Here is a 24,392-nt window from a genome sequence, read left to right on the forward strand (position 1 = left end):
TACTACCATATTTCCAATGAATGTAGAAAGTATTCGACGAACTGCAAGGTCAGGGGTCAGGTAATCCTTTCAAATGCCAAAAATAAAATAGGTAGGAAATCCGTAATTTTAGAACAGCGCTAATCAACTCTCTAAAATGCCATCAATGCACTTATCCCTACTTACCCCTTCCGATATCGACTCAAAAACCGAAAATCGAATCCGCGTCCTCTTTAAACAGTTGAACGCCCTAAGGGTACCGCTTTCGCTCAAGACCATTTTAGACCCCGGGAATCCGGTAATTATTACATGCTGTACCTTGGAGAATCAAATTGTGGGGGTTGCCGTAATGGCGGAATATTCCGTAATTTCAGGTCGTAAGGGTTGGATAGAGGATGTGGTGGTGGACGAGGCGCATCGGGGCAAAGGAATTGGCCGTAAATTGATGGAATTCCTGATTGCCCAGGGTAGGCAAAAAGGAATTTCGGAAATCCTGCTCTTTACCGGATACCATAGAAAACCGGCCCACCAACTGTACCAAAACTTGGGATTTCGGAAAAAGGAAAGTCAAATCTATACGTTAAAATTATGAGCAAGATCTCCAAGGAAACCTGGCAGCAACGACTGGAACTGTACGATGCACTGATAGCCCAATGTCCCCGATTTGAACGAAAGGGCAAGACCATGCCCTATACCTCCGCCAACGGCCATATGTTTTCGCTCTTAAATAAGGCCGGGGAAATCGGTATCCGCTTTTCAAAGGACGTCCAGGAAAAGTATATGAGCGAATTGAGCACCACGATCTACAAGTCCTATGGTGCCGTAATGCGGGGCTATATCCTCATTCCGGAAGCGGTCCTCAAAGACCCGGACCAAGTGGCCGCCTATCTTAACGAAAGCTATGATTATGTAATGTCCCTGGAACCCAATACTTCCAAGAAAAAATAAATCCACCAAAACCATCCCAATGAAAAGAATCGTCCTGTGGATTCCCATCCTGTTCTGTACCCTATTACAGACCTTGGGCCAGACGCCCCAAATAGATTTTAAGGCCCTGGATGCCTATTACCAAAAAATGGTACGCGATTGGGATGTCCCCAGTGCGGCCATCGGTATCGTTAAGGACGGGAAACTGGTCTTTACGGGAAGCTACGGTGTTCTTGAAGTGGGCAAAACCCAAAAACCGGATGAGAATACCCTTTACGCCATCGCCTCCAATTCCAAGGCATTTACCTCGGCTATTTTGGGGATGTTGGTCCAGGAAGGAAAATTAGGTTGGAACGACAAAGTGAAAAAGTACCTTCCCTATTTTGAGGTATACGATCCCTGGGTAAGCAACGAGGTCACGGTACGGGATCTATTATGCCACCGGGTCGGATTCGGCACCTTTAGCGGGGATGTCATTTGGTATAAATCCACCCTCACTTCCGAGGAAATTATCAGAAGGTTCAAACATCTGCCCAAGGCCTTTGATTTTAGGGCCGGCTTTGGCTATTCCAACCTTATGTACATCGCCGCCGGGGAGCTTATCAAAAAAATAACCGGGAAAAGTTGGAGCCAAAATGTAAAGGAACGGATTTTCCGGCCCTTGGGAATGGATAGGACCATTACCTCGCCCAAGGAATTAAAGGGAAAAGGCAATTATGTTACCCCACATGGCCGTGAAAATGATATCAATATTCCCATTGCCTGGGAGGATTGGGAGGAGATCGGGGCTACCGGAGGTATAATCTCCAGCGTAAAGGATGTCTCTAAATGGATGATTTTTAATCTAAATCACGGCATTCTTGGTAACGACACCTTACTTACCCGCCAAACCCGGAATATGGTCTGGACGCCCCATAACAACTTTATCGTAGACCATACCAAAAAAAATAACATGGACCGGCATTTTAACGCCTATGGACTGGGATGGGGATTGAGCGATTATCATGGCCGATTGCGTGTGGCACATACCGGTGGTTATGATGGTATGATTACCGCCGTAACCTTGATCCCGGACGAAAACTTGGGTATCGTGGTGCTGACCAACGGGATGAAAAGTCCCATCCATGCCGCTACTTACCATGCCCTGGATTTATTTTTAGGGATTGACAGCAAGGATTGGTCCGCCGAATATCTGGAAAGGGCCAACAAAAACCAAAAGGAGGATTCGCGTGTAGCCGACATCAAAGCGAAACGAATTTTGAATACCGAGCCCTCGATACCTATAAAGGATTGCGAAGGGATTTATAAATCCGATATTTATGGGGAGATCAAAATCGATCAGGTAAACGGAAAACTACGGATGTTATTTGAACACACCCCAGAACTGTCCGCTACTCTGGAACATTGGCATTATGACGTTTGGGAGATCAAGTGGGACAAGAAACATGCCTGGTTCAATTTCGGCACCGTACGGTTCACGACCGATAATAATCTGAGCGTAAAAGGACTGGACTTTGAGGTGCCTAACGATGATATTTTCTTTGAGGAATTGAAACCTTATAAGATTAAGGGCCTTTCCGAATAGCAGGCCTTTTCATTTTCAACATATTAGAAGACACTATGAAGATTATTCCATTTTTTTTAATTGCCCTATTCATATTTCCATCAGCCGTTGAAGCACAAAGACGGGGCAAAAAAACCGTACCTCCCAAAATTGTTGTACAGGATTCCCTTTTCCATGGACTTAAATGGCGTAATATAGGCCCTTTTCGAGGCGGTCGCAGTGTCGCCTGCTCCGGGGTGGTCGGCCAACCCATGACCTATTATATGGGTGGTACCGGGGGCGGTATATGGAAAACCGTGGATGATGGCATTACTTGGAAAAATATTTCCGACGGTTTTCTTAAAACGGGAACGGTCGGTGCCATAGCCGTTTCCGAAAGCAATCCCAATATTGTCGTTGCCGGAATGGGTGAACATGCGGCCCGTGGTGTTATGACCTCTATGGGCGATGGGGTCTACAAATCCACCGACGCAGGCAAAACCTGGAAGCATATCGGTTTGGAGAGAACACGGCATATTTCCGACGTTATCATCCACCCTTCCAATCCCGATATTATTTTTGTGGCGGCCCAAGGTGCCCAATACGGTGAAACCCCAGAGCGTGGCATTTATCGTACTACGGATGGAGGGCTATCTTGGGAGAAAGTGCTCTTCATAAATACCAAAACCGGGGCTTCTTCCCTATCCATGGATATGACCAACCCTTTGATTCTTTATGCGGCCCTTTGGGAACACAGGAGATATCCGTGGACCATGGAATCCGGTGGAGCAAGTTCCGGACTCTATAAATCTATGGATGGGGGCAGTACTTGGGAACGGCTAAGTGAAGGGCTCCCGGAAGTATTTGGAAAAGCGGGCGTCTCGGTCTCACGGGCCAATAACGAGCTCGTTTTTGCGGTCATAGAAGCCGAAGGGGAAGAAGGTGGCGTTTATCGCTCCGACGATGCCGGGGAAAAATGGAAGCAGGTCAATAAGGATCGGATCAACATTGCCCGATCCTGGTACTACATGGAAATCCTGGCCGATCCACAAAATGAAAATGTGCTATATGTGCTCAATGCTCCTGTGACCAAATCCATTGATGGCGGAAAGACCTTTACCTCCCTCCCGACCCCACATGGCGACAACCACCATCTATGGATAGATCCGCATAACAATCAACGTATGATCAATTCCAATGACGGGGGAGCCAATGTCTCCAATAACGGGGGCAAAAGCTGGAGTACGCAACAAAACCAACCTACGGCACAGTTTTATCGTGTGATTACGGACAATCTCGTTCCCTACAATGTGTATGGGGGCCAGCAGGACAACTCGGCCATTGCCATTGCCAGCCGTACCAATGACGAAGGAATCGATTGGAAGGATTGGTATTCCGTAGCCGGATGTGAAAGTGCCTTCCTAGCCTTTGACCCCAACAATCCAGAACACGTTTTTGGAGGGTGTTATCAAGGTATTATCGAGAAATGGGTACGTGCATCGCGCGAAGGAAAATCGATTAAGGAATATCCCGAGCTTGGGCTAAGCATTGCGCCACGGGACTTTAAGTATCGCTACAATTGGAACGCGCCCATTATTAGTTCGCCGCATAACAGAAATACCATTTATCATGCCGGAAATGTCGTTTTTAAAACTATGGATCAGGGCAATAGCTGGGAAGTGGTAAGTCCGGATCTTACCCGGAACGATAAAAGCAGGCAAGGCCCTGGGGGCGGCCCCTACACCAATGAGGCAGCGGGCGGTGAGAACTACAATACCCTGTCCTATTTGGTCGAGTCGCCCCACGAGAAGGGCGTACTTTGGGCCGGAAGCGATGACGGGCTGGTACACTTGACCAAGGATGACGGTCAAAACTGGGAAAATGTAACACCTCCTGGTCTCGGAGAGGGGATCATTAACAGTATTGAGGTTTCTCCGCATAATCCGGCTAAGGCCTACATCACTGTAATGCGTTACAAGTGGATGGATTTGACCCCCTATGCTTTTAAGACTACGGACTACGGAAAAACCTGGATCAAAATCGTCAATGGAATTGTTGGCGAGCATACCTTTGTACGGGTGTTACGCGAAGACCCCAAACAAAAGGGACTCCTGTATGCCGGTACCGAAACCGGACTCTTTATTTCCTGGGACGATGGTAAAAATTGGCAACCCTTTCAACTGAACCTTCCCGTAGTTCCCATCAATGACCTCATTATTCAAAGCAACGATCTCGTGGTCGCCACAGCGGGGCGTTCCTTCTGGATATTGGATGACCTGACCGCCATCCAGAATGCCACTGGACCAAAACAACCCATCGAAATTTTTCCGCCCAAGGACACCTATTTACTGTTCGGCGAAAGCAGTGAAAAACCGGTTCCGGGTCTAGGGGACAATCCAAAGAGTGGGGTGACCTTTGACTATTACCTGGACAGGGAGGCGGATAGCCTGGATCTAAGGCTGGAAGTAGTATACAATGGAAAAACAATACGGACCATAACCAACAAAAAACCAAAGGATTTTAAATCCTGGCCCGGAGGCCCATCGAAACCCGAGGTACTTCCCTCAAAAAAAGGATATAATCGGTTTACGTGGGATTTTAGAAAAGATGGTCTTCCTTCCATAGACAAGGTTTTTGTCTATGGAAATTATAGGGGATCCAGAGTAGGTCCGGGAAAATATACCTTAAAATTGACCTTGGACGCACTAACTTCCGAGACCGAGGCTACCATCCTTGCCAATCCAAAAGTAGAAGCTACCTTGGCGGATTTTACGGAGCAGCAAAGCGTCTTGGATCAAATTGAAAGCGCCATAAAAAACATCCACGAATCTGTTAACCAAATGCGATCGGCAAGATCACAGTTAAAGGGCTATGCCGAATTACTGAAAGACCGGGAAGAGGCCAATGTATTGATAACAAAAGGGGATTCCCTCATTAAACGTATCGATACCTGGGAAGAGAATCTCATCCAGCCTAAACAGAAAACCTTCCAGGATGTCATCAACTTTAACAACAAACTCAGTGCCCAATTAATGCATTTAAAGGGTTATGTAGACACAGCGGAACCTCGGGTTACCCAAGGTGCCCAAGAGCGTTTACGAGATTTGATGAAGGAGTGGGGCATTTTCGAAAAGGAACGGGATGCCATAGTAAAGGACGAGATGGAGGATTACAATAAAACTTATACGGAGTTGGGATTACCCGCCCTTATATTGCCCGAACAATGACGATCCCAATGAAGCGCATTATTAAAAAAAGAAATATTCAAACCCTGCAAAGCTCACGATGAATGATTTTATAGCCGACCAAACCTTTAAGGGAATAGATTATACCAAAAATCCCTTACCCAAGGGCGATTATGAAAACTGTGTTTTTGAAGGCTGCGATTTTTCCAAAGGCTATTTGGATAACCAAAATTTCATGGAGTGCGAATTCCTGGATTGTAACCTAAGCAATGCCAATATAGCCCATACTACTTTTAAGGAGGTGGTCTTTTCCCATTGCAAAATGATGGGACTTGAATTTGAGAACTGTAATGATTTTTTGATGGACTTTAGCTTTCAGGATTGCATTTTGAATTTCAGTTCATTTTATGGGTTGAAACTTAAAAATCAAAAGTTTGCAGATTGTAAGTTAGAGGAAGTTGATTTTACCAAAGCGAATCTTTCCCATGCCCGATTTACTGAATGCGACCTACAAGGTGCTATTTTCAGTGCAACCGTTTTGGAAAATGCCGATTTTAGAACGGCCCGTAATATTAACATCGATCCCGAAAGAAATCGCTTGAGGAAAGCCCAATTCTCCAAAGAAGGGGCCATAGGATTGCTTAAAAAATATGATATCGTTGTGGAATAGAATACAATATCCGTTTGTAAACGGATAATTTGTACCTTAATCCTAAATCTATCCCAATGAAAGTATGTATCGTAATCCTCATTTTTTCTACGCTGCTCTGCAATGGACAAAACACTTTGCCGTTTCCGGAAAATGGCACTTCGCCCAGGGCCAGCTTGCAAGATGTTTCTTGGATGGAAGGCCATTGGAAGGGAGAGGCCTTTGGGGGCATAACGGAGGAAGTTTGGAGCCCTCCCTTGGGTGGTTCCATGATGTTCGTCTTTAAACTGGTATCGGATGGAAAGGTGAATTTTTATGAGGTTGGCCATATACAACAGATCGGGGAAACCCTACTTCTTCAACTAAAGCATTTTCATGGTAACCTAAAAGGATGGGAGGAAAAGGACGAGACCGTGGATTTTAGATTGGTGAAGGTGGAAGAGAACCGCGTATTTTTTGACGGTTTTACCTTTGAGAAAATCAACGCTGATGAAGTAAACCTCTATGTGGTCATTTCCGAAGATGGCAAAAATGAAAAAGAGGTAAAATTCAATTACAAAAGAATGTAGTTTGAAAAAGAAGTGTTTGGAGTGCGGGACGGAAATCATGGGAAGGGTAGATAAAAAATACTGCTCGGACTACTGCCGTAACGCCTATAATAACAAAGTCAATAAGGATAGTAAAAACCTTGTTCGAAACATCAACAATCGTTTGCGAAAGAATTATAGGATTTTGGACAGCTTTCCGTTAAGGGAAGGGAAAACAAGGACCACAAGAACGCGGCTTTTGGACAAAGGTTTTGATTTTGACTTTATCACCAATCTATACACCACCAAGAAAGGAACTACCTATTACTTTGTCTATGATCTGGGCTATTTGCCCTTGGACAATGACCAATACATGATTGTAAAAAGGGAATAAGGTTTCCTATTTCCAATTTTGCCCGCTAAGCTTCAATGCGGCGATAACAATATCCTTTCTACTAATTTGACCGACTAGGATCCCATCTTTCATTACCGGCAATCTTCGGCGGTTATGCTTGTCGAATACGCCAGCGGCATCAAAGATGCTCATATCATGGGGAATGGTCTCTACTTCTCTGGTCATATATTTTTCGACACTTTTATCCAATATGGGTTGGTTAAAGTAACGGCTTTCGGAAATCTGTTTCATACAATCGGCCTCGGATATGATTCCAACCAAAAATCCATTATCGTCCAATACCGGTCCCCCAGAGATTTTGTGTTTGGCAAACGCCTCCATCACCTCTAATATAGACTGGTCAGGGGAGAAGTTTACCAATTTCTTGGACATATAATCGGTCACCAGGATGGGGGCATCAAACTCCTTTTTAGAGGATCGGCGTATCCCCTGAAAACTCTTTATTCCCATAATTGTTTGGTTTTTTACCTGAATCGATTCAAGTCAGGTTAATCTTAAATATAGTTAAATTTTGCGAATTACCTAAATATATCCAGCAAAATACGGCAACCCCTCAAAAATTTATACTTTTAAGGTACGGTTTTTAGAATGAAAGAATACGCTTCCACCATAACGCTATTGCTATTGGTTTTGGCCATTTATTGGGGTTTTACCTCATCAATGCCCTCCTATTCCGCAGAAAATCCGGATGTGCCTGAAACTGCCTTTTCAACGGATAGGGCGCTCGTACATGTCAAGGAAATTTCACAAAAACCACATGGTGTCGGTTTTCCTGGACACCAGGAGGTACAGCAGTACATAATTTCCGAGCTACGGAAGATGGGATTGGAAACGACCTTACAGGAAGGTTACACCCTAGGAAAGGACCACAATCTTTCCAAGACCGCAAATATCCTGGCCCGGATAAACGGTTCGGAATCCGGCAAATCCCTCCTTTTGCTTTCCCATTATGACAGTGACCTACACTCCGCATTGGGCGCTAGTGACGCAGGAAGTGGTGTGGCGACTATTCTGGAAGGTGTAAGGGCATTTCTATCCGAAAACAAAAAAACCAAAAACGATATCATCATTTTAATTTCTGATGGTGAGGAAGTGGATCTTAGTGGGGCGGAACTCTTTGTAGGCCAGCATCCATGGGCCAAGGACGTAGGTCTGGTGCTAAACTTTGAAGCAAGGGGCAGCGGGGGCCCTAGCTATGTCTTTATAGAGACCAACAGAGGAAACCAAAGGTTGATAGAGGAATTTATAAAGGCCAATCCTAAATATCCTATGGCCAATTCCCTCTACTATAGCATTTACAAGATGTTGCCCAATGACACGGATCTGACCGTTTTCCGTGAACAAGGTGATATTGAAGGTTTCAATTTTGCCTTTATCGGCGACCACTTTGATTATCATACGGCAAGGGATAGTTATGACCGTCTAGACAGGAATACCTTGGCCCATCAAGGTAGTTATCTTATACCTTTGCTAAAACATTTCGGCAATGCAGACCTGACCGATTTAAAGAGCCTCAACGATTATGTATACTTCAACATCCCTTTTTTTGGATTGGTATCCTATCCCTTCGATTGGATTTGGCCCATGTTCGGCCTGGCCGCACTCATGTTTGTCCTCCTCTTGGCCTATGGCTTCAAAAGAAGGATGCTAAACGGAGTGGAAATTAGTAAAGGCTTTTTGCCCCTGTTGCTTACACTGGCCCTAAATGGGGTCGTTGGCTTTTACAGTTGGCCCGCCTTAAAATGGATGTATCCGCACTATCAGGATATCCTTCAAGGTTTTACCTATAATGGCTATACCTACATTGCCGTATTTGTCTTTTTTTCCATAGGTAGCTGTTTCTGGATTTATCATAAGTTCAAAAAATTGGAAACGGCCAACCTGCTGGTCGCCCCAATCATGACATGGCTGATTATTTGTTGGGGCGTCTCCCGTTATCTTCAGGGAGCCGCTTTCTTTATTGTTCCCGTATTTGCCCTATTGGCCTCGTTTCTCGTGACTTTGGACCGGAAAAAATCCAATTCCTATGTACTCCTTTTACTGGCCCTACCTGGTATTTGGATATATGCCCCATTTATAAAAGGATTTCCCGTGGGATTAGGTCTTAAAATGATGGTCAGCGCTACCCTTTTGACCACCTTGACCTTTTTTCTACTACTCCCCTTATTTGGAGCATATCCCAAGAAAAAACAACTGGCTTTCTTGAGTTTGGTACTATCGCTCGGATTTATGATAACGGCCCATTTCAATTCAGGGTTCGATAGGGATAACCCGAAACCTACCAGTCTTTTGTACGTTAGGGATGTAGACAGAGGTACTGCCCAATGGGCCACGTATGAAAACCAGTTGTCCGATTGGACGGCCCAGTATCTGGGAGTGGATAAAGAGAATACCACAGAACAGACGCAACAGACGATTAGCAGCAAATACAGCTCCGGTTTTACCCATGTATCCGATGCACCTGTAAAGGATATTCCGCCTCCGCAAATTGAAACCTTAAGGGACACCATTATCGAGGAAAAACATATATTGGACATCCGGATTACGCCGCAACGTAACGTAAATCGATTGGAAATATTTACGAACAATGTTCCCATTTCCGAAGCAACGGTCAATAGTATTGCCCTATCGGACCACTATCTTAAAAATCGAAAACGAAGCGGACTGGTAACCCATCATATCACGGATAACGATGCGACGGAATTGACACTTACCTTTCCCAAGGATGCTGTTTTGGAGCTTACCTTATATGAAGCGTCAAATGACCTTTTGGAAAATCGACAATTTACGGTCCCGGCAAGACCGGAGGATAACATCCCCATGCCATTTGTATTGAACGATGCTATTTTAATCATAAAAAAGTTACGGTTTGAGTAAGTCTATCGCCATTATGGGCTGTGGGTGGCTAGGCCTTCCCCTGGCAAAGTCCTTTGTTGATGAAGGACACACAGTGCATGGCAGTACCACCTCGGAAGAGAAGCTACCTGTATTGGAAAAAGAAGGTATCCGACCATTTTTGATTTCACTTTCAGAAGAAGGCCCCAAAGGGCCTGTCCTTCACTTTTTACGGGACGTTGATTCCATTATCATCAACGTACCCCCCAAGTTGAGGGGTGGAAACAGGGAAAATTATATCGAAAAAATACGAGGCCTATACAATGCCATCAAGGCATCGTCCGTCCGACAAATTGTCTTTGTAAGCAGTACTTCGGTTTATGGGGACATCGATGGGGAAGTCACTGAGGATACCGTGCCAAAACCCGTTACGGAGTCCGGGAGGCAGCTTCTGGTCACGGAAGATATTTTCAGAAATGATAGCGAGCTTCAGACTACCATCGTTCGGTTTGGTGGCCTAATTGGGCCAAATCGACACCCGGTGACCATGCTTTCCGGAAGGATCGGACTGGTAAATGGTACCGCACCCATAAATCTCATCCATCTTGATGATTGTATTAATATCCTAAAAACTATTATAGGGCAAGGGTGGTGGAACGAGGTTTTCAATGCCGTATATCCGGATCATCCACCCAAGGCCGAATACTATGCCGCGGAAGCGGAACAAAGGGGAATTCCCGCCCCGGATTATTCCAAGGATTCGGTTCAAAAGGGCAAAAAAGTACAATCTAGTAAGCTTATTCTTGTTAAAAAATACTGTTTTAACACTTCAATCTATACTTGATACGCCACACGAAAGCCGTTTTTCACAACAAAAAAAGGTGTTTTTTGTTAATTATAGTGCTGATTATTAAATACTTATCGATGAAATGCATAACTTTAGGTATATCTAAAACAAGATTGCCATGGAAAATTCAAGTCTAAAAGGGAAGATCCTAACAGAAATAGAAAACCTGATTACCCATAGTTGTGCCGACCAAAAAGTGACGGATAAATTTGAAAAACTTCATATCGCCTTACTTAAAAAGTATTATAATGCAGCGGATGTCTCCATAGACTACCACCGAAAGCGGGTAAAGATGGACATTGTTATGGATGATACGTATTACGATCCAAAAAAGGTAAATCTATACCTGCCCATGCTACATGCGAATTTGTTTTTTAAAAATCTAAAGGCGTTTTTAAAATCATGCATCGAGGGGGATTCAAAAAGTCTCGGGTTCTATGCCGGGTTATTGCGCTCGTTCACGAACAAGGAAGTAACACTTACGGTTGTCTGAATTTTTGGAAACAAAGAACATGAAAAAGGGTGTCCCAGAGGCATCCTATTTCATTGTTAGGATACCCTATACTGCCCAAAACCATACAATTAAGTGTTTTCTTAACAGGATTCTACAAATAATTTTAATAGTTTTGCGCACCAAAATTCAACAACACATGAAGACGATAGTATGGGTATCGGCACTTGCCCTTGGTTTTATGGCTACCGCTCAGACCAAGACCGAATTGCAAAAACACTACGAAGCATTTTATAAGGAAATGCGTTTACAGGGCGATGTAGATGGTGTAATCAATGCCATGACACACTTGAACGTCCTGTCCCCTTCAAAGGCCAGAAAAGACACCTTGGCCTATATCTATGCCAATGACAATCAACATCTTCAGGCCTTAAATACGATAGGAATCGAAAGGGTGGATTCCGATTCCGACCTGGCGGTACAGGTAAAGGCCATTTCCCTAAAGGCGCTAAGCCAGCCCAAGCGGGCCCTGGAACATTTTGAAGAATTGTTCAAAAGAAGCCCTAACGCCTATCTGGCCTATGAAATGGCGGACTTAAAAATACAGACCGGGGACATTGCCGGAGCTAGCACCAATATCGAATATGGTATTGCCAATGCCAAGGATGAAATGAAATATGCCTTTTATGAAAGGCAACAACCCTATGAGGTTCCCTTAAAGGCAGCTTTTATCCACTTAAAGGGGCTCACCAAATACAACAACGATCAGAAAAACATCGATGAGGCTTTGGCCCTAATCGATGAGGCCCTGGCCATAGATCCCAATTTTAACTTGGCCAGTTTGAGCAAGCAGGCCCTGGAGGCGAGGAAAAACCCCCCGGAGGCGGCAGAGAAAAAAGAATAGATAAAAGGCGGGCCAAAGCCCGCCTTTATCGTTTAATCTTCGATAAGACCTTGCCCTTCAATCCATGGAGCGCCAGCAGCCTTCAAGTCCCTTTCGATCGCTGGCAAGGTAGTATTCGTTACCGTCTTCAATTTTGATTTAATTTCCTTCAACTGATTTTTCCCACGCAAAAAGGAAGCCCTATGATTGGGGGTCGGGCCATAGGTGGTTCCTAAAGCTGTGGATGCTATGGAATTGGCGTTCTGGGGCGTGGGATCGGAACGCTCCCCGATTTCACCCTTCGTCCGATCTCCTTTTAGTTCTTTCTCAATATCCAAAAGACGCTCCCTTACCTCATGAATACGATTTACAAGATCAGTCGATGGTTTGTCGGATTTATCGGCAGCACGTTGCATCGCATCCACTAACATAAGGTTCTCCGATAGAACCATGTTCGTAGCGGTCAAATCTTTCTGAAAGGCGTGGTATTCTTTCGTAAAGGCAGCAATTTCTTCATAAGAAGCTCCTTTCAATGCCCCTTGGCCCAATGGAACCACTTCAAATTTTTGAGGTTCCGCCAGCTGGGTCATTTTGCCGTCCATCCTTTTGGTCAAGGTCACCGTATAAAGGCCAGGGGTAACTAGGATACCATTATTGGAGGATTCGTTTTTAACCCCGGGCGGCTTAAGTTTTACTTCGGCCTTACTCGGGTACCTTAAGTTCCAGTTTACTCTATTAAATCCTTGTTTATTGGATCCCTTTACCCGATTTACGACCTCACCCTTTTCATTCTTTATAGTCAGGATAATAGCAAGCGAATCTTGACGTTTTTCGGCTTCCAGCGCATCCCACCCAGGAAATACGATTTCCGTGGCCTTCTTTTCCTTTTCTTGACGCAGCTCCTTTAAAGATTTAACTTTTTCCGGTAAAAAATAGGTGAACACCGCCCCGAAAGGTGGATTTTTGGCTTTGTACTGATTATCTCCCTGAGCATACACCGCATCTTTTTGAATGTACCAATATGCCGGTTTGGAAGGGAACAAAGTAGCCTTATCATTCAACATGGAATTACTGAAACTGCGTAAAGGGCTTAAATCATCCAGAACATAAAACCCTCGGCCAAATGATGCGGCTACCAAATCATCTTCCCTCCGTTGTATAGTAATGTCCCGAAATGAAATAGTCGGCAGACCTCCCTTCAGTTTTGTCCATTTAACCCCACCATCGGAGGTAAAATATACCCCGAATTCGGTCGCGGCAAACAAGAGGTCTTTTTTTATATGATCCTGTACCAAACGCCAGGTCAAAAGTCTTTCGGGCAAATTACCGTTTATAAAGGTCCATGTCTTGCCCCTGTCCCTGCTTTTAATAAGGTACGGTTTAAAATCCCCGTACTTGTGATTGTCCAAGGCGGCATAAACAATATTTGAATCGAACAAATCCGCTCGGATATCATTTACAAAGGCAGTTGCCGGTATCCCTTTAATGCTCCCTACTTCAACTTTGTTCCAAGTTGCACCACCATCCTCGGTGATCTGTATAATACCATCATCCGTTCCCGCATAGAGTAGGCCTTCCTGTTTGGGTGATTCAGCAAGCGAAGTAATCGTGTTATAGTTGGACATGGCACCTACATCCCAAGCATTGTCCCAACTCTGCTGGCCGCCCATTATAGATAAGGCTATTCTATCCTGATCTCGCGTCAGATCCTCGGATATGGCAGTCCATTCATCTCCCCTATTTTCGGAGCGCCATACCCGTTGTGATGCAAAATACAGTCTCGTAGGCTTATGCGGACTTACCAATATGGGGGCGTCCCAATTGAAACGTTCGTAGGGCTCCCCTTTGCCCGGTTGAGGTTGAATAAAAACGGTTTCCCCGGTAGTTTGGTCAATACGCCATAACCATCCCTGTTGGTACTCCCCATAGGTAATCTTTGGGTTTCCAGGTTCCACCGCGGATTGATGTCCATCCGCTCCAAGGGTAATCCACCAGTCGCTGTTGAGTATCCCGGCCTCACTTCTGGTCCTACTAGGGCCTCCATGGGAACCATTGTCCTGGGTGCCTCCATAAATGTTATAAAAAGGTTCCGAGTCGTCAACGGCCACCTTATAGTATTGGATAAGCGGCAAATTCCCGACAAAACGCCAACTCTTGGTCAGGTCGAAACTTTCATAGAGCCCACCATCGGTACCAAATAGTACATAGTTTGGGTCGGATTTCTTGAAACCCACGGCATGACTATCCACGTGCTTGTTTTTCTCGTTCATGGTATAGAACGTCTTCCCATGATTATCGGATACCTGTACATAGTTGCTCATCAAATAAAGTTTCCCTTCCTGATGGGGCGATGCAAACAGCTCCTGATAATAGTGGGGCCCTGTTCCGCCCGATACCGCGTCCGACTGTTTGACCCATGATTGTCCTTTATTAGAGGACATAAAAACACCCCCCTTCGTTCGATCGAGTTCTATGGCCGCGTAGAGAACATCAGAATTGAATGGCGAAATTGCCAAACCTATTTTGCCCAAATTGGATTTTGGGATACCCTCGGTCATTTTTGACCAGGTTGCGCCACCATCCGTACTTCTATGGATACCCGATCCGGGGCCACCTCCTAAATAGGCAGCCACCGTTCTATGCCGTTGCCACGTGGCCGCGTATAACACATCGGGATTGGAATAGTCCATTACCAAATCGGTAGCTCCCGTCCATTCTTCATCACCCAATGTTCTTTTCCAGGTTCTCCCGCCATCAATAGATTTATAGATGCCCCGTTCACCCCCTTTATTCCATAGGGGGCCTTGTGACGCGACCCAGATGATATCCGAATTTTCCGGATGGACAATGATCTTTGAAAGGTGTTCGGATTTCCGTAGCCCCATGTTCTTCCAAGTTTTTCCATCGTCATGGCTTACATAGATTCCATCCCCGAAACCTACATGTCTACCTCCGACATTTTCACCTGTACCTACCCAAACAGTATGTGGATTGTTGGGATCTAGAGTGATACAACCTATGGAATAGCTTTTCTGCTTGTCAAAAATGGGAGTCCAGGTGGTTCCGGAGTTGACCGTTTTCCAAACTCCCCCAGATCCAACGGCTACGTACCAAATGTTTTCGTTTTTAGGGTGAATGGCTATATCGGCGATTCTACCGGAAGTCAATGCCGGTCCCAAACTCCTGAATTTAAGTCCCTCAAAAGTCTTTTCGTTCACCTGCTGCCCAAGGCCCAAGTGGGCAATTACCAAAAAACATGCATAAAAAAGTAGTTTTTGCCTTCTCATTGTGTTACAATTAGTTTTAGTATTTCGAATTAGTCAATCTGGGCAATTTAAGGAATTTGCGGTTATTTTCTTACATGCGTTTATCGAATGTGAATAACTCCCGAACATTTAAAAACCCAAGGCATTTAAGATGCTTAGGGACAATTCTTTTTTATGTGAAATGGAGTTTGTGTGAATTTAACCCTAGATCAAAAGCGGTACTGCAAAAGGTACGAAAATAGAATCCAATGAAGCTCAGGAAGTAGGGGTCTGTTGGCGGATAAAAGCTACCGGGGTAATTCCTTTTTCTTTTTTGAAAGCCGTGTAAAATACCGAGCTGGATTTAAATCCTGCCTTTTGGGCAATTCCCATAATCGTCAAAGAGGTGTGCTGCCCGGATCGTAAGGCCTCTTCAACTTCGGAAATTCTAAAACTGTTAATGAACTCATTGAAATTCCTATTGTATTTTTGGTTGATGAGGTTGCTCAACTCATGGTAGGGCATATCCAATTGTTGGGAAAGTGTCCGGATGTTCAGATTGGAATCCCTATAGTATTTGTTTTCCCGCATTGAGGTAATCAAGGAATCGTAATTCCCTCCAAGGTACTTCGCTTCTCTTTTCCGCTTTCGAATAGCTTTGGTTACCCTTTCCTTATGGGATACCGCAAGCTTTTGATAGGAGACCCAGAGCATCAATATTGTAAATAATAAGGTGATATTAAGATAAAGGAGATTCGGAAGTTCATGAACAAAGATTCGGTACATATGAAAAAACAGATTAAGGAACCATATGGATGTAATACTCCAAAAAATGACAATAGTCATTTTAATCTTGCCCTTTTTCCACTTTCTAAGCAAATAAAAGGACATGGATATGTATACAAGAAAATGCAGATTCCACAACAAAAGCATGGTTTTGTGGTCTAGGATTCTGGTTCCCCAATTTCCAATACCCGTATTGGAAAAGCTTAATATCCCAATGGTAAAGGACAAAATGATGTAAAAAGGCAGCAGATGTACCACACCTACCCGCTTCCTTTTTCCTGTTGATGCATTAGATCTAATATAAAGATATAAAAGGGGTGCTATGGCCCAGGTAAGTGCATTGCTAATAGGTTCAAAAACATAAAGGACATGACCGTAACCCGCAAAATTAAGTATTGTATTGAAGATGACTATTCCAATGATGAAAAACAAAAAGGAGAGGACTTGTGCATTAAGGCCAAGATCCCTTGATTTTCCCTTAATATAAACATACGAGAGCAAAAAACAGTTGCCCGCGCCAAAAGCGTTGATCAACACGGAAACGTCCTTAACAATGTGTAATTCCAAGTAAATCCTTTAGAGGATAGGACGACAGATCACGGGTTAATGTTACACTATATTAAGTGGATTCGTAAAAATTAAAAATGCAACCAAAAAGTTGCACATTAAAATTTATTGATTATATTTGCAACCATATAGTTGCATATTAATTAAAAAAACGAACAGTCATGAAAGATGTAATTTCAAAAGAACACCTATTTGATCATTCCATTGATAAGGTATGGAATGCCATTTCCAAGGCCGAGGAAATCTCCGCTTGGTTCATCAATGCCGATTTTAAGGCAGAAACAGGGTACAATTACACATTTACCGCAGATGAGGAACATGGGTGCACCCAGATTACCGGAGTTGTGAAAAAGGCAGATCCGTATACGTTGGTATACACTTGGATAGTCCAGAATACAAATACGGAAACCACGGTTAAATGGGAACTGAACGAAGTAGAGGGCAAGACCAAACTGTATTTGGAGCACTCGGGAATATCCAAATATCCCGGGGATAGTGCCGTGCAAATGTTTACTAGCTTCAATGCCGGATGGGACAATTGTGTGTCGGAACTTTCCAAGTATCTAATACAGGAAGTCCATGCAGGATAAAATCACCAAAATCCTAAAGGCCATTGCCGACCCTACAAGGCGTGAAATCTTTCACGCCTTGGTCTTGGCGGCCACCGCAATGCCCATCACCCAGATTTCCGGTCAATTTGAAATCAGCCGACAGGGTATTACCAAACATTTAAAGACTTTGGAGGAAGCGGGATTGGTCCAAATCAATACCAGAGGTCGGGAACGCTATTGCTATGCGGATGCCCAACCGCTTAAAGAAGTAAGCCAATGGCTTAAGTTTTACGAGCATTTCTGGAACGATGCCCTGGGCAACCTTGGTTCCTATTTGAACAGTAAGTCTTAAAACTGGGATTGCAAAGGTTTGGTCGTAATAAACCGGTAGAGGCCATCCAAAGCCTGTTGCGTATTTTTCTTGAAGATACGGTTTAGAAAAAGGAAAATAATCAACCTTTTAAAAAGTGACTTGGCCTCCCAATAGGACTCGCTTCTTAGATTACAAGAGGTCTGGGAAATAGGCGTAATACTAAAAAATTGATATAAGGCGTCTACAGGTGGGGGACTTGTGGTCATCTCGCCATAAATCAATACCCCTGGATCAACTTCCTTGGTCACCGTAATAAAATTTAGATGCTTGCCGTTAATGACACACACATGTTCCGTTCCCAATCGTGTGACCTCATTTTCATTGAATTCGAACTTATCCACCCCTTTGGCCCATTCATACCGATATTTGTAGTTGGTAATGTATTCCATGAGCTCCGAGGCCGGAACCGGAAATTGTTTCTCCAAAATTAGGTCGGGAGGTCTCTCAAAAACAACTTTCTTGGCCTGGGAAAATTCGTTCAGACTCAATTTTTCCCGGTCGATCAATGCATAGATGTATTCCACTTCCCTACCATCATAGCTGTCCCTCCCTTCCTTAAACCTAAAAACCTTACTGTAGTAATAGATGGGCAATTCTATCGCCTTGGCCAGTTTTTTACTGACCAATACATAATTATCGCTATGAATCGAATTCTTTAGCAACCGATGGGCCTCTATCACTTGTTGTCCAAATGGCTTTCGGCTTCCCTTTACGGCAATAAATTGTAACTCACCACAGTGCGCTACTATCTTCAGTTGAAGGTTTGGTGCCGTAGCACAGGCATTGCAAGGGCATATCCTGTTTTTTTCCAACAACTTCAAATGACTGTAAAAGGCGGTGAACATGGTTTCCATTTGGGCCAATAACCGCTCCTGTGAGGGTATTTCCCCTTCCTTATAAAAGAACAGGGCATCACCCTCTATTTCGGCCAATTCAAGTTCCTGGGTATTGGCATCGATAAGTACTTCCAGCAGTTCGGAAATCACGTGTTGGCTATGTTCTACCTCCGTTGTCTGGACAAATTTGGTAAAACCGGAAATATCCGGAATAAAAAGAAGTGACTTCGACATGATTTTAATCCAACTAGTCTTCAACAACCCCTGAACAAGCTATTCCTTATTCATCTTCCAATATAAGTTTGGTGTCCAGGGTACTGTTGATTATGATATTGAAATGATCCCGAAATACGTTGTAGGCATTGATCATCTCCAGGGTCGGTTCGTGGGGGTCCTGTTGGAATTCCAAATAGTCCTTTGCCTTTAAAACATAGGTCTTAAATACTTTTTGCCTACTCTTTACCTGGGAAATATCAAAAGATTCGGGGTATTTTGAATCCGCCAATAGATTTTGCTTTTCAATCAGATCTTCTATGACCAGCTTAAGGTCTTCTTTGTTCTCGACCGAATAAAGTGCATCAAAACTCGTTTCCAGTGCATTGAATTCGGGCCAGCCTTTCAAAATATCCATCGCCTTGGAATTTATCGGAGTCTTTTTTGGCCATTTTTCCGTGGATATATCAAACACCGAAGTATCCGTCTTCCTCTCCTTTTCATTACCGGGCCCACAAGAAATAAGCACTAGGGCAATAACTCCCAAAGCGAAGAATTTTAGCATATTGCGAATGTACAAATTTTAGAATCGGTTATCTTTACCCCGATATCCCTTTAACTTCATTTTAAATGCGTAAATCCATACTTATTCTGGGAGCCTGCGGACAGATAGGCACGGAGCTTACCTTTAACCTTAGGGAAACCTACGGGAACGAATCCGTAATCGCTAGCGATATAAGGGAAGGAAGTGAAAACCTTATGGACTCCGGTCCTTTTGAGCTATTGGATGCTACCGACTATGACGTATTGGAGGAAGTTGTTGCCTACTATGAAATAGATGAAGTTTATCTTATGGCAGCCATGTTAAGTGCAACAGCCGAGAAATTTCCGGAACGGGCCTGGAACCTAAATATGAACTCCTTGTTCAATGTCCTTAACCTTGCCAAGGACAAAAAGATAGAGAGGATTTTTTGGCCTTCGAGCATTGCGGTCTTTGGCCCCAATACCCCAAAGACGAACACCCCCCAACATACGATTATGGAGCCCAGTACGGTTTATGGTATAAGCAAACAGTCCGGAGAGCGTTGGTGCAATTATTATCATCACAAATTCGGAGTGGACGTTCGTAGCCTTCGTTACCCGGGACTCATAAGTTGGAAGACACAGCCCGGTGGAGGAACCACGGACTATGCGGTGGAAATTTATCACAAGGCCTTGACCGAAGGCACCTATACCTGTTTTTTGAACAAGGATACTGAACTTCCTATGATGTTCATGGAAGATGCCATACGAGCTACCCTACAACTTATGGCGACCGACGCGGAAAGAATCGGGATACGTTCGTCCTATAACCTATCGGCCATGAGCTTTTCCCCAAAGGAAATTGCCCAAAGCATCAAAGAACACATTCCGGAATTCGAGATTTTCTATGAACCCGATTTTAGACAGGATATCGCAGATTCTTGGCCGAACAGTATTAATGATTCCGAAGCGAGACAGGACTGGGGTTGGAAACCCGATTTTAATCTGGAAAAGACTACGAAAGAAATGCTGGGGAATTTAAAAGCTTAGTCTTCATCCTCTTCTTCCAGCATCTCTTTGGGATCCACCACGGCAGTGGGGTCATCGACCGCAAAATCTTCATAATCGTCCTCATCATAATTTTCCATGGTATACTCCAATTTGGCACTGATCTTTACCAAATATTTGGTATTCCCAGCGGTAACTTCCACTGCTTCAATACGTTGGCCTTGAGCATTTTTAAAAGTAATAATATTACGATCATCATACCCGTCCGGATACTTATCCACTAGAAGTTTAAGCACTTCTGGCGTCAGTTTTTTGAAATCTACTATGACTCTTCTCAGGCTGTCCATAATTAGGTGTCCAAAAGTTAAGCAAAAATCAGGGTTGCCACAATAGTGCAATAGGTTTAAAAAACCAAGTGTGGTAATTTCCAATTTACACGAAGCAGTGTTTCGGCCTTACTGTGCCTTACCTTCAAATATGAACTATGGTCGATAATCTTAAAGAAGTCCCTTCAAATTCATGATGGATATCAAGCCCCGGAACACAACTCAAATGTCTGTTTGGCGATTTCCAATTCCTCATTGGTGGCTATGACCAGAATTTTGACTTCTGAGGAATCCTTGTTTATCTCCCGTAAGGTAGTCGGGCCCATTTCATTTTTACGGTCGTCCAGGGCAATGCCAAGATAGGACAAATCCGTACAGATAAGCTTCCTCAAGACACTGGAGTTTTCGCCGATACCCGCCGTAAACACAATGGCGTCCAGGCCATTCATTATAGCTGTATATGCCCCTATGTACTTTTTTATGCGATAGGCATTCATTTCCAGGGCAATTTGGCAATCCTTGTCCCCATTTTCGGCCTTCGACTGGATGTCTCGCAAATCGCTATGTCCGGTTAGGCCCAACATACCACTTTCTTCATTCAATATGTGGTTTACCTCATCCAGGGAATACCCCAATGTATGTACCAAGTGAAAAATGAGGGCATGGTCTATATTACCGCTTCTGGAACCCATAATGAGTCCATTGGAAGGGGCAAAACCCAGACTGTGATCAACACTTTTGCCATCGACCACAGCGGTGATGCTACATCCGTTTCCGAGATGGATCGTAATTATTTTGGATTTCTCTTTTTTTAAATAATCGATAGCTTTTTCGGAAACATATTTATGGCTAGTGCCATGGAAGCCATAGGATCGGATACCATGATCCGTATAAAATCTATTGGGAATTGCATATTTGTGTGCCTTAACGGGAATCGTTTGATGGAAGGCCGTATCGAAAACAGCCACTTGCCTAGCCTTTGGGAACAGTTGTTCGGCTATTTGGATACCCTCCAGATTATGGGGGTTGTGCAAAGGTGCCAAAGTGGAAAATTCCCGGATTTCCTTTTTTACCGCGTCGGTAACCCAAGTGGTCTTGGCAAAGGAATCTCCTCCATGGACTACCCTATGCCCTACCGCATCAATTTCTTCGATATTATCGATGGCTCCATTTTCGGCATCCAAAAGGATATCCAGAATTCTTTGTAACCCCAGTTTATGGCTCTTTATGGCATCCACGTAACGTAAAGTCTTACCATTTCCCTTGTACGTTAAAGTAGCCTCGTCCGAACCAATGCGCTCCACGATTCCAGAACAAGTAATATGTTCCGAAGGCATTTGTATCAATTGGAATTTTATGGATGAGCTTCCGGAATTTAGAATTAGAATATTCATAGGCTAAAAATAGTAGAATTCTTTACGATGTATCGCAGTTTCACTTGGTTCTGGGGAAAAATCCTTTACTTATCCTGAATCACATGGCCTGCGCCTGTATCGCCGTAATGATAACAGTATTGATTACATCTTCCACGGTACTGCCCCGGCTCAGATCGTTTACAGGTTTTTTAAGCCCCTGCAATATAGGCCCGATAGCAAGGGCACCTGTCTCCCGTTGCACGGCCTTATAGGTATTGTTCCCTGTATTGAGATCGGGGAAAATAAATATGGTCGCTTGTCCCGCTACATCGGAATCCGGAAGTTTGCTTTTTCCTACCTGTAGGTCTACGGCGGCATCATATTGTATGGGCCCCTCAATCTTTAGGTCGGGCCGTTTCTTTCTAACCAATTCGGTAGCCTGTCGCACCCGTTCTACATCCTCTCCGGTCCCCGAACTCCCGGACGAATAGGACAACATCGCTATCTTGGGTTCAATACCAAAGGCTAGGCCCGATTCGGCGGAGGAAATTGCAATTTCCGACAGTTGCTCCGCTGTTGGGTTTGGATTGATGGCACAATCGCCAAAGACCACGACACGACTGGGAAGACACATGAAAAAAACCGAGGATACCAAGGACACGCCCGGCAATGTCTTAACAAATTGAAGCGCAGGTCGTATGGTGTGTTGTGTGGTATGTACCGCACCGGATACCATCCCATCCGCGTGGCCCTTGTAGACCATCATGGTGCCGAAATAGGAAACATCGGTCATGAGATCCCGCGCCATGGTATGGTTTAAGTTTTTATGTTTCCGTAACTCATACAGTGTTTCCACATAATCGTCAAAAGTTTCGGCCTTTGCCGGGTCGATTATGGAAACCTTGGATAAATCCAATTCCAAATCAAGTTGCACTATTTTTTCCTTGATTTGCTGAATAGGGCCCAACAGGGTAATGTCCACGGCATTGTTATCCACCAATTCCTGCGCGGCCCTAAGGATACGTTCGTCCGTTCCTTCGGGTAGCACAATATGTTGTTTATTCGCTTGGGCCTTTTTAACGAGATTGTACTGGAACATTCTCGGGGTAATTCCGTTGGAAGAAAACGTTACCAGGCGTTCCGAAAGCTCTACTTCCGGGGTGAATTTTGCAAAATCATGAATGGAGGCGGTTATCTTTTTGGTATTCTTGGCATAAATCTTAGGGGTTATTGCCCCTATTTTGTTCGTAATATGAAAGGTTCCCTCCTTCACCGAAATAATGGGTACTATTTCCGAAAGCCCTTGAATAAGCTTTATAATGGGCTCTTCCGGCTTCAACCCACCTGTGAGGATGATACCGGAAACTGTTGGATAGTTGGTGGAGATATGGGCCTGTAAAGCTCCGAGGATGATATCCGCCCTATCCCCCGGGGTAATGACAAGCGCGTCTTCCCTCAAATGATTCAAATAATTCCGCAATTGCATGGCACCTACACCAAAATGCCCTGCCTGATTATTCAAATAAGTCGCCCCGAACAAAACCTCTCCGTTCAGTTCTTCCGCTATTTCCTTAATGGTCGGGTTTCCTAAAACAGGATTTAACGGAATGGCCCCGATCAATACCTCTTCGGGCAAATCCTTTTTAAGGGCTTCCGTAACCAGTCCTATGTTCTCGGGTTGTATTTTATTGGCAACCATCATCAATACTTCCACTTCTTGTTCCTTGAACGAATCATAGGCCAAATACATATCTCCTATGAATTCATCGAGGGTCTTGTCCACCCCGCTGGTAACGATTATGGTCGGGATACCCAAATTTTTGGCCATCAAAACGTTGGTGTCCCATTCGATGATACCCCCTTCACCGGTAAAGTCCGTACCTTCTACCAGGACAAAATCAAAACGCTCCTCAATGGCCTTGTACTTTTCAATGATTTTGTCCAGTACTTCATCTTCTTTGTCTTTATTCAGTTTTTTTACCACATCACTGCGGGTGTAGGCATAGGCGTCATCATGTTCCAGATCCAAATTGAAATAGGATATCACCGTCTCTATATGATTGTCCATTTTGCCGGGATCATAGTCATCGATAATGGGTCTGAAATAGCCCACTTTGGCGGCCCTCCCCAACAATACCTGCATAAGGCCTAGGGAAACGATGGACTTGCCGCTTTTGGGCTGCGTGGTTGCAATGTAAACTGCTTTATTCATGGATCTGTGTTATTGAAACTGCAAATTTATGGCATTCTTGTTGGGGAATTGCAGTAGAAAACGCAAAAGATCAAAAGCTTAACATAGGTTGTTTTTATAATCCGGTTTCTGCCATAGATCTAGCTCCAATTCGTCCGGATACAAATGAATATAATGA

22 protein-coding genes are annotated in these 24,392 nt (G+C 44.1%); 14 read left to right on the forward strand and 8 right to left on the reverse strand.

Annotated elements, in window-relative coordinates:
• Positions 1-145: 145 nt before the first annotated feature.
• From ACO06Y_RS03050 to ACO06Y_RS03080, 7 genes are read left to right on the forward strand one after another with little or no spacing between them, the layout of a single operon-like run.
• Complete coding sequence (locus ACO06Y_RS03050; protein WP_422082354.1) at positions 146-571, forward strand: GNAT family N-acetyltransferase; 426 nt, start codon at positions 146-148, stop codon at positions 569-571.
• Entirely contained in the window at positions 568-927 is a 360-nt protein-coding gene (locus ACO06Y_RS03055) for a hypothetical protein (protein WP_422082355.1), read from the forward strand. The genes ACO06Y_RS03050 and ACO06Y_RS03055 overlap by 4 nt, the downstream gene beginning before the upstream one ends.
• Before the next feature lie 19 nt (positions 928-946).
• Positions 947-2,491, forward strand: a complete 1,545-nt coding sequence (locus tag ACO06Y_RS03060; protein ID WP_422082356.1) for a serine hydrolase — start codon at positions 947-949, stop codon at positions 2,489-2,491.
• A 35-nt stretch (positions 2,492-2,526) separates the two neighbouring features.
• Entirely contained in the window at positions 2,527-5,676 is a 3,150-nt protein-coding gene (locus ACO06Y_RS03065) for a WD40/YVTN/BNR-like repeat-containing protein (protein ID WP_422082357.1), read from the forward strand.
• Positions 5,677-5,734: 58 nt separating this feature from the next.
• Positions 5,735-6,304 (forward strand): pentapeptide repeat-containing protein, encoded by a 570-nt coding sequence (locus ACO06Y_RS03070; RefSeq protein ID WP_422082358.1) that lies wholly within the window; start codon positions 5,735-5,737, stop codon positions 6,302-6,304.
• A 56-nt stretch (positions 6,305-6,360) separates the two neighbouring features.
• Positions 6,361-6,852, forward strand: coding sequence for a DUF6265 family protein (locus ACO06Y_RS03075; RefSeq protein WP_422082359.1), 492 nt, complete (start codon positions 6,361-6,363; stop codon positions 6,850-6,852).
• Position 6,853: 1 nt separating this feature from the next.
• Positions 6,854-7,204, forward strand: coding sequence for a hypothetical protein (locus ACO06Y_RS03080; RefSeq protein WP_422082360.1), 351 nt, complete (start codon positions 6,854-6,856; stop codon positions 7,202-7,204).
• Positions 7,205-7,210: 6 nt separating this feature from the next.
• On the opposite strand, the gene ACO06Y_RS03085 is transcribed toward ACO06Y_RS03080, so the two are convergent.
• Positions 7,211-7,675 carry a CBS domain-containing protein gene (locus ACO06Y_RS03085; protein ID WP_422082361.1) on the reverse strand — a complete coding sequence of 155 codons (465 nt, stop codon included), beginning with the start codon at positions 7,673-7,675 and terminating at the stop codon, positions 7,211-7,213.
• A 138-nt stretch (positions 7,676-7,813) separates the two neighbouring features.
• On the opposite strand from ACO06Y_RS03085, the gene ACO06Y_RS03090 reads away from it, so the two are divergent.
• From ACO06Y_RS03090 to ACO06Y_RS03105, 4 genes are all read left to right on the forward strand, one after another.
• Positions 7,814-10,102 carry a M28 family peptidase gene (locus ACO06Y_RS03090; RefSeq protein WP_422082362.1) on the forward strand — a complete coding sequence of 763 codons (2,289 nt, stop codon included), beginning with the start codon at positions 7,814-7,816 and terminating at the stop codon, positions 10,100-10,102.
• A complete protein-coding gene (locus tag ACO06Y_RS03095; RefSeq protein WP_422082363.1) occupies positions 10,095-10,904 on the forward strand; it encodes an SDR family oxidoreductase in 810 nt (269 codons plus the stop codon). Before ACO06Y_RS03090 ends, ACO06Y_RS03095 begins: the two co-directional genes overlap by 8 nt.
• Positions 10,905-11,025: 121 nt before the next feature.
• Positions 11,026-11,400: a hypothetical protein gene (locus ACO06Y_RS03100; RefSeq protein ID WP_422082364.1), complete on the forward strand. Its 375-nt coding sequence runs from the start codon at positions 11,026-11,028 to the stop codon at positions 11,398-11,400.
• Positions 11,401-11,557: 157 nt separating this feature from the next.
• On the forward strand, positions 11,558-12,262 hold the full coding sequence (locus ACO06Y_RS03105; protein ID WP_422082365.1) for a hypothetical protein: 705 nt from the start codon (positions 11,558-11,560) through the stop codon (positions 12,260-12,262).
• Between the two features lie 32 nt (positions 12,263-12,294).
• On the opposite strand, the gene ACO06Y_RS03110 is transcribed toward ACO06Y_RS03105, so the two are convergent.
• On the reverse strand, positions 12,295-15,528 hold the full coding sequence (locus ACO06Y_RS03110; RefSeq protein ID WP_422082366.1) for a WD40/YVTN/BNR-like repeat-containing protein: 3,234 nt from the start codon (positions 15,526-15,528) through the stop codon (positions 12,295-12,297).
• Positions 15,529-15,762: 234 nt separating this feature from the next.
• Positions 15,763-16,839 carry a helix-turn-helix domain-containing protein gene (locus ACO06Y_RS03115; protein ID WP_422082367.1) on the reverse strand — a complete coding sequence of 359 codons (1,077 nt, stop codon included), beginning with the start codon at positions 16,837-16,839 and terminating at the stop codon, positions 15,763-15,765.
• 161 nt (positions 16,840-17,000) lie between these two features.
• Here ACO06Y_RS03115 and ACO06Y_RS03120 point away from each other — a divergent pair, with 161 nt between their 5' ends.
• Entirely contained in the window at positions 17,001-17,429 is a 429-nt protein-coding gene (locus ACO06Y_RS03120; RefSeq protein ID WP_422082368.1) for an SRPBCC family protein, read from the forward strand.
• Entirely contained in the window at positions 17,419-17,742 is a 324-nt protein-coding gene (locus tag ACO06Y_RS03125) for an ArsR/SmtB family transcription factor (protein WP_422082369.1), read from the forward strand. Before ACO06Y_RS03120 ends, ACO06Y_RS03125 begins: the two co-directional genes overlap by 11 nt.
• Here ACO06Y_RS03125 and ACO06Y_RS03130 read toward each other — a convergent pair.
• Positions 17,739-18,833 carry a DUF2652 domain-containing protein gene (locus ACO06Y_RS03130; protein ID WP_422082370.1) on the reverse strand — a complete coding sequence of 365 codons (1,095 nt, stop codon included), beginning with the start codon at positions 18,831-18,833 and terminating at the stop codon, positions 17,739-17,741. The genes ACO06Y_RS03125 and ACO06Y_RS03130 overlap by 4 nt on opposite strands.
• A gap of 46 nt (positions 18,834-18,879) precedes the next feature.
• Positions 18,880-19,377 carry a hypothetical protein gene (locus tag ACO06Y_RS03135; RefSeq protein WP_422082371.1) on the reverse strand — a complete coding sequence of 166 codons (498 nt, stop codon included), beginning with the start codon at positions 19,375-19,377 and terminating at the stop codon, positions 18,880-18,882.
• A gap of 65 nt (positions 19,378-19,442) precedes the next feature.
• On the opposite strand from ACO06Y_RS03135, the gene ACO06Y_RS03140 reads away from it, so the two are divergent.
• The gene (locus tag ACO06Y_RS03140; protein ID WP_422082372.1) at positions 19,443-20,384 is read left to right on the forward strand and encodes an NAD-dependent epimerase/dehydratase family protein; all 942 of its coding nucleotides are present in this window, start codon (positions 19,443-19,445) and stop codon (positions 20,382-20,384) included.
• Here the strand turns inward: ACO06Y_RS03140 and ACO06Y_RS03145 are convergent.
• The 3 genes from ACO06Y_RS03145 to pta form a co-directional block, all read right to left on the reverse strand.
• Positions 20,381-20,689, reverse strand: coding sequence for a hypothetical protein (locus ACO06Y_RS03145; RefSeq protein ID WP_422082373.1), 309 nt, complete (start codon positions 20,687-20,689; stop codon positions 20,381-20,383). The two genes, ACO06Y_RS03140 and ACO06Y_RS03145, sit on opposite strands and share 4 nt — an antisense overlap.
• A 182-nt stretch (positions 20,690-20,871) precedes the next feature.
• Entirely contained in the window at positions 20,872-22,062 is a 1,191-nt protein-coding gene (locus ACO06Y_RS03150; protein ID WP_422082374.1) for an acetate/propionate family kinase, read from the reverse strand.
• Between the two features lie 79 nt (positions 22,063-22,141).
• Entirely contained in the window at positions 22,142-24,235 is a 2,094-nt protein-coding gene (gene pta / locus ACO06Y_RS03155; RefSeq protein ID WP_422082375.1) for a phosphate acetyltransferase, read from the reverse strand.
• Between the last annotated feature and the right edge of the window lie 157 nt (positions 24,236-24,392).

This window comes from Ulvibacterium sp. (genome assembly GCF_965228935.1).
In the GTDB taxonomy this organism is placed as follows: Bacteria; Bacteroidota; Bacteroidia; order Flavobacteriales; family Flavobacteriaceae; genus Ulvibacterium.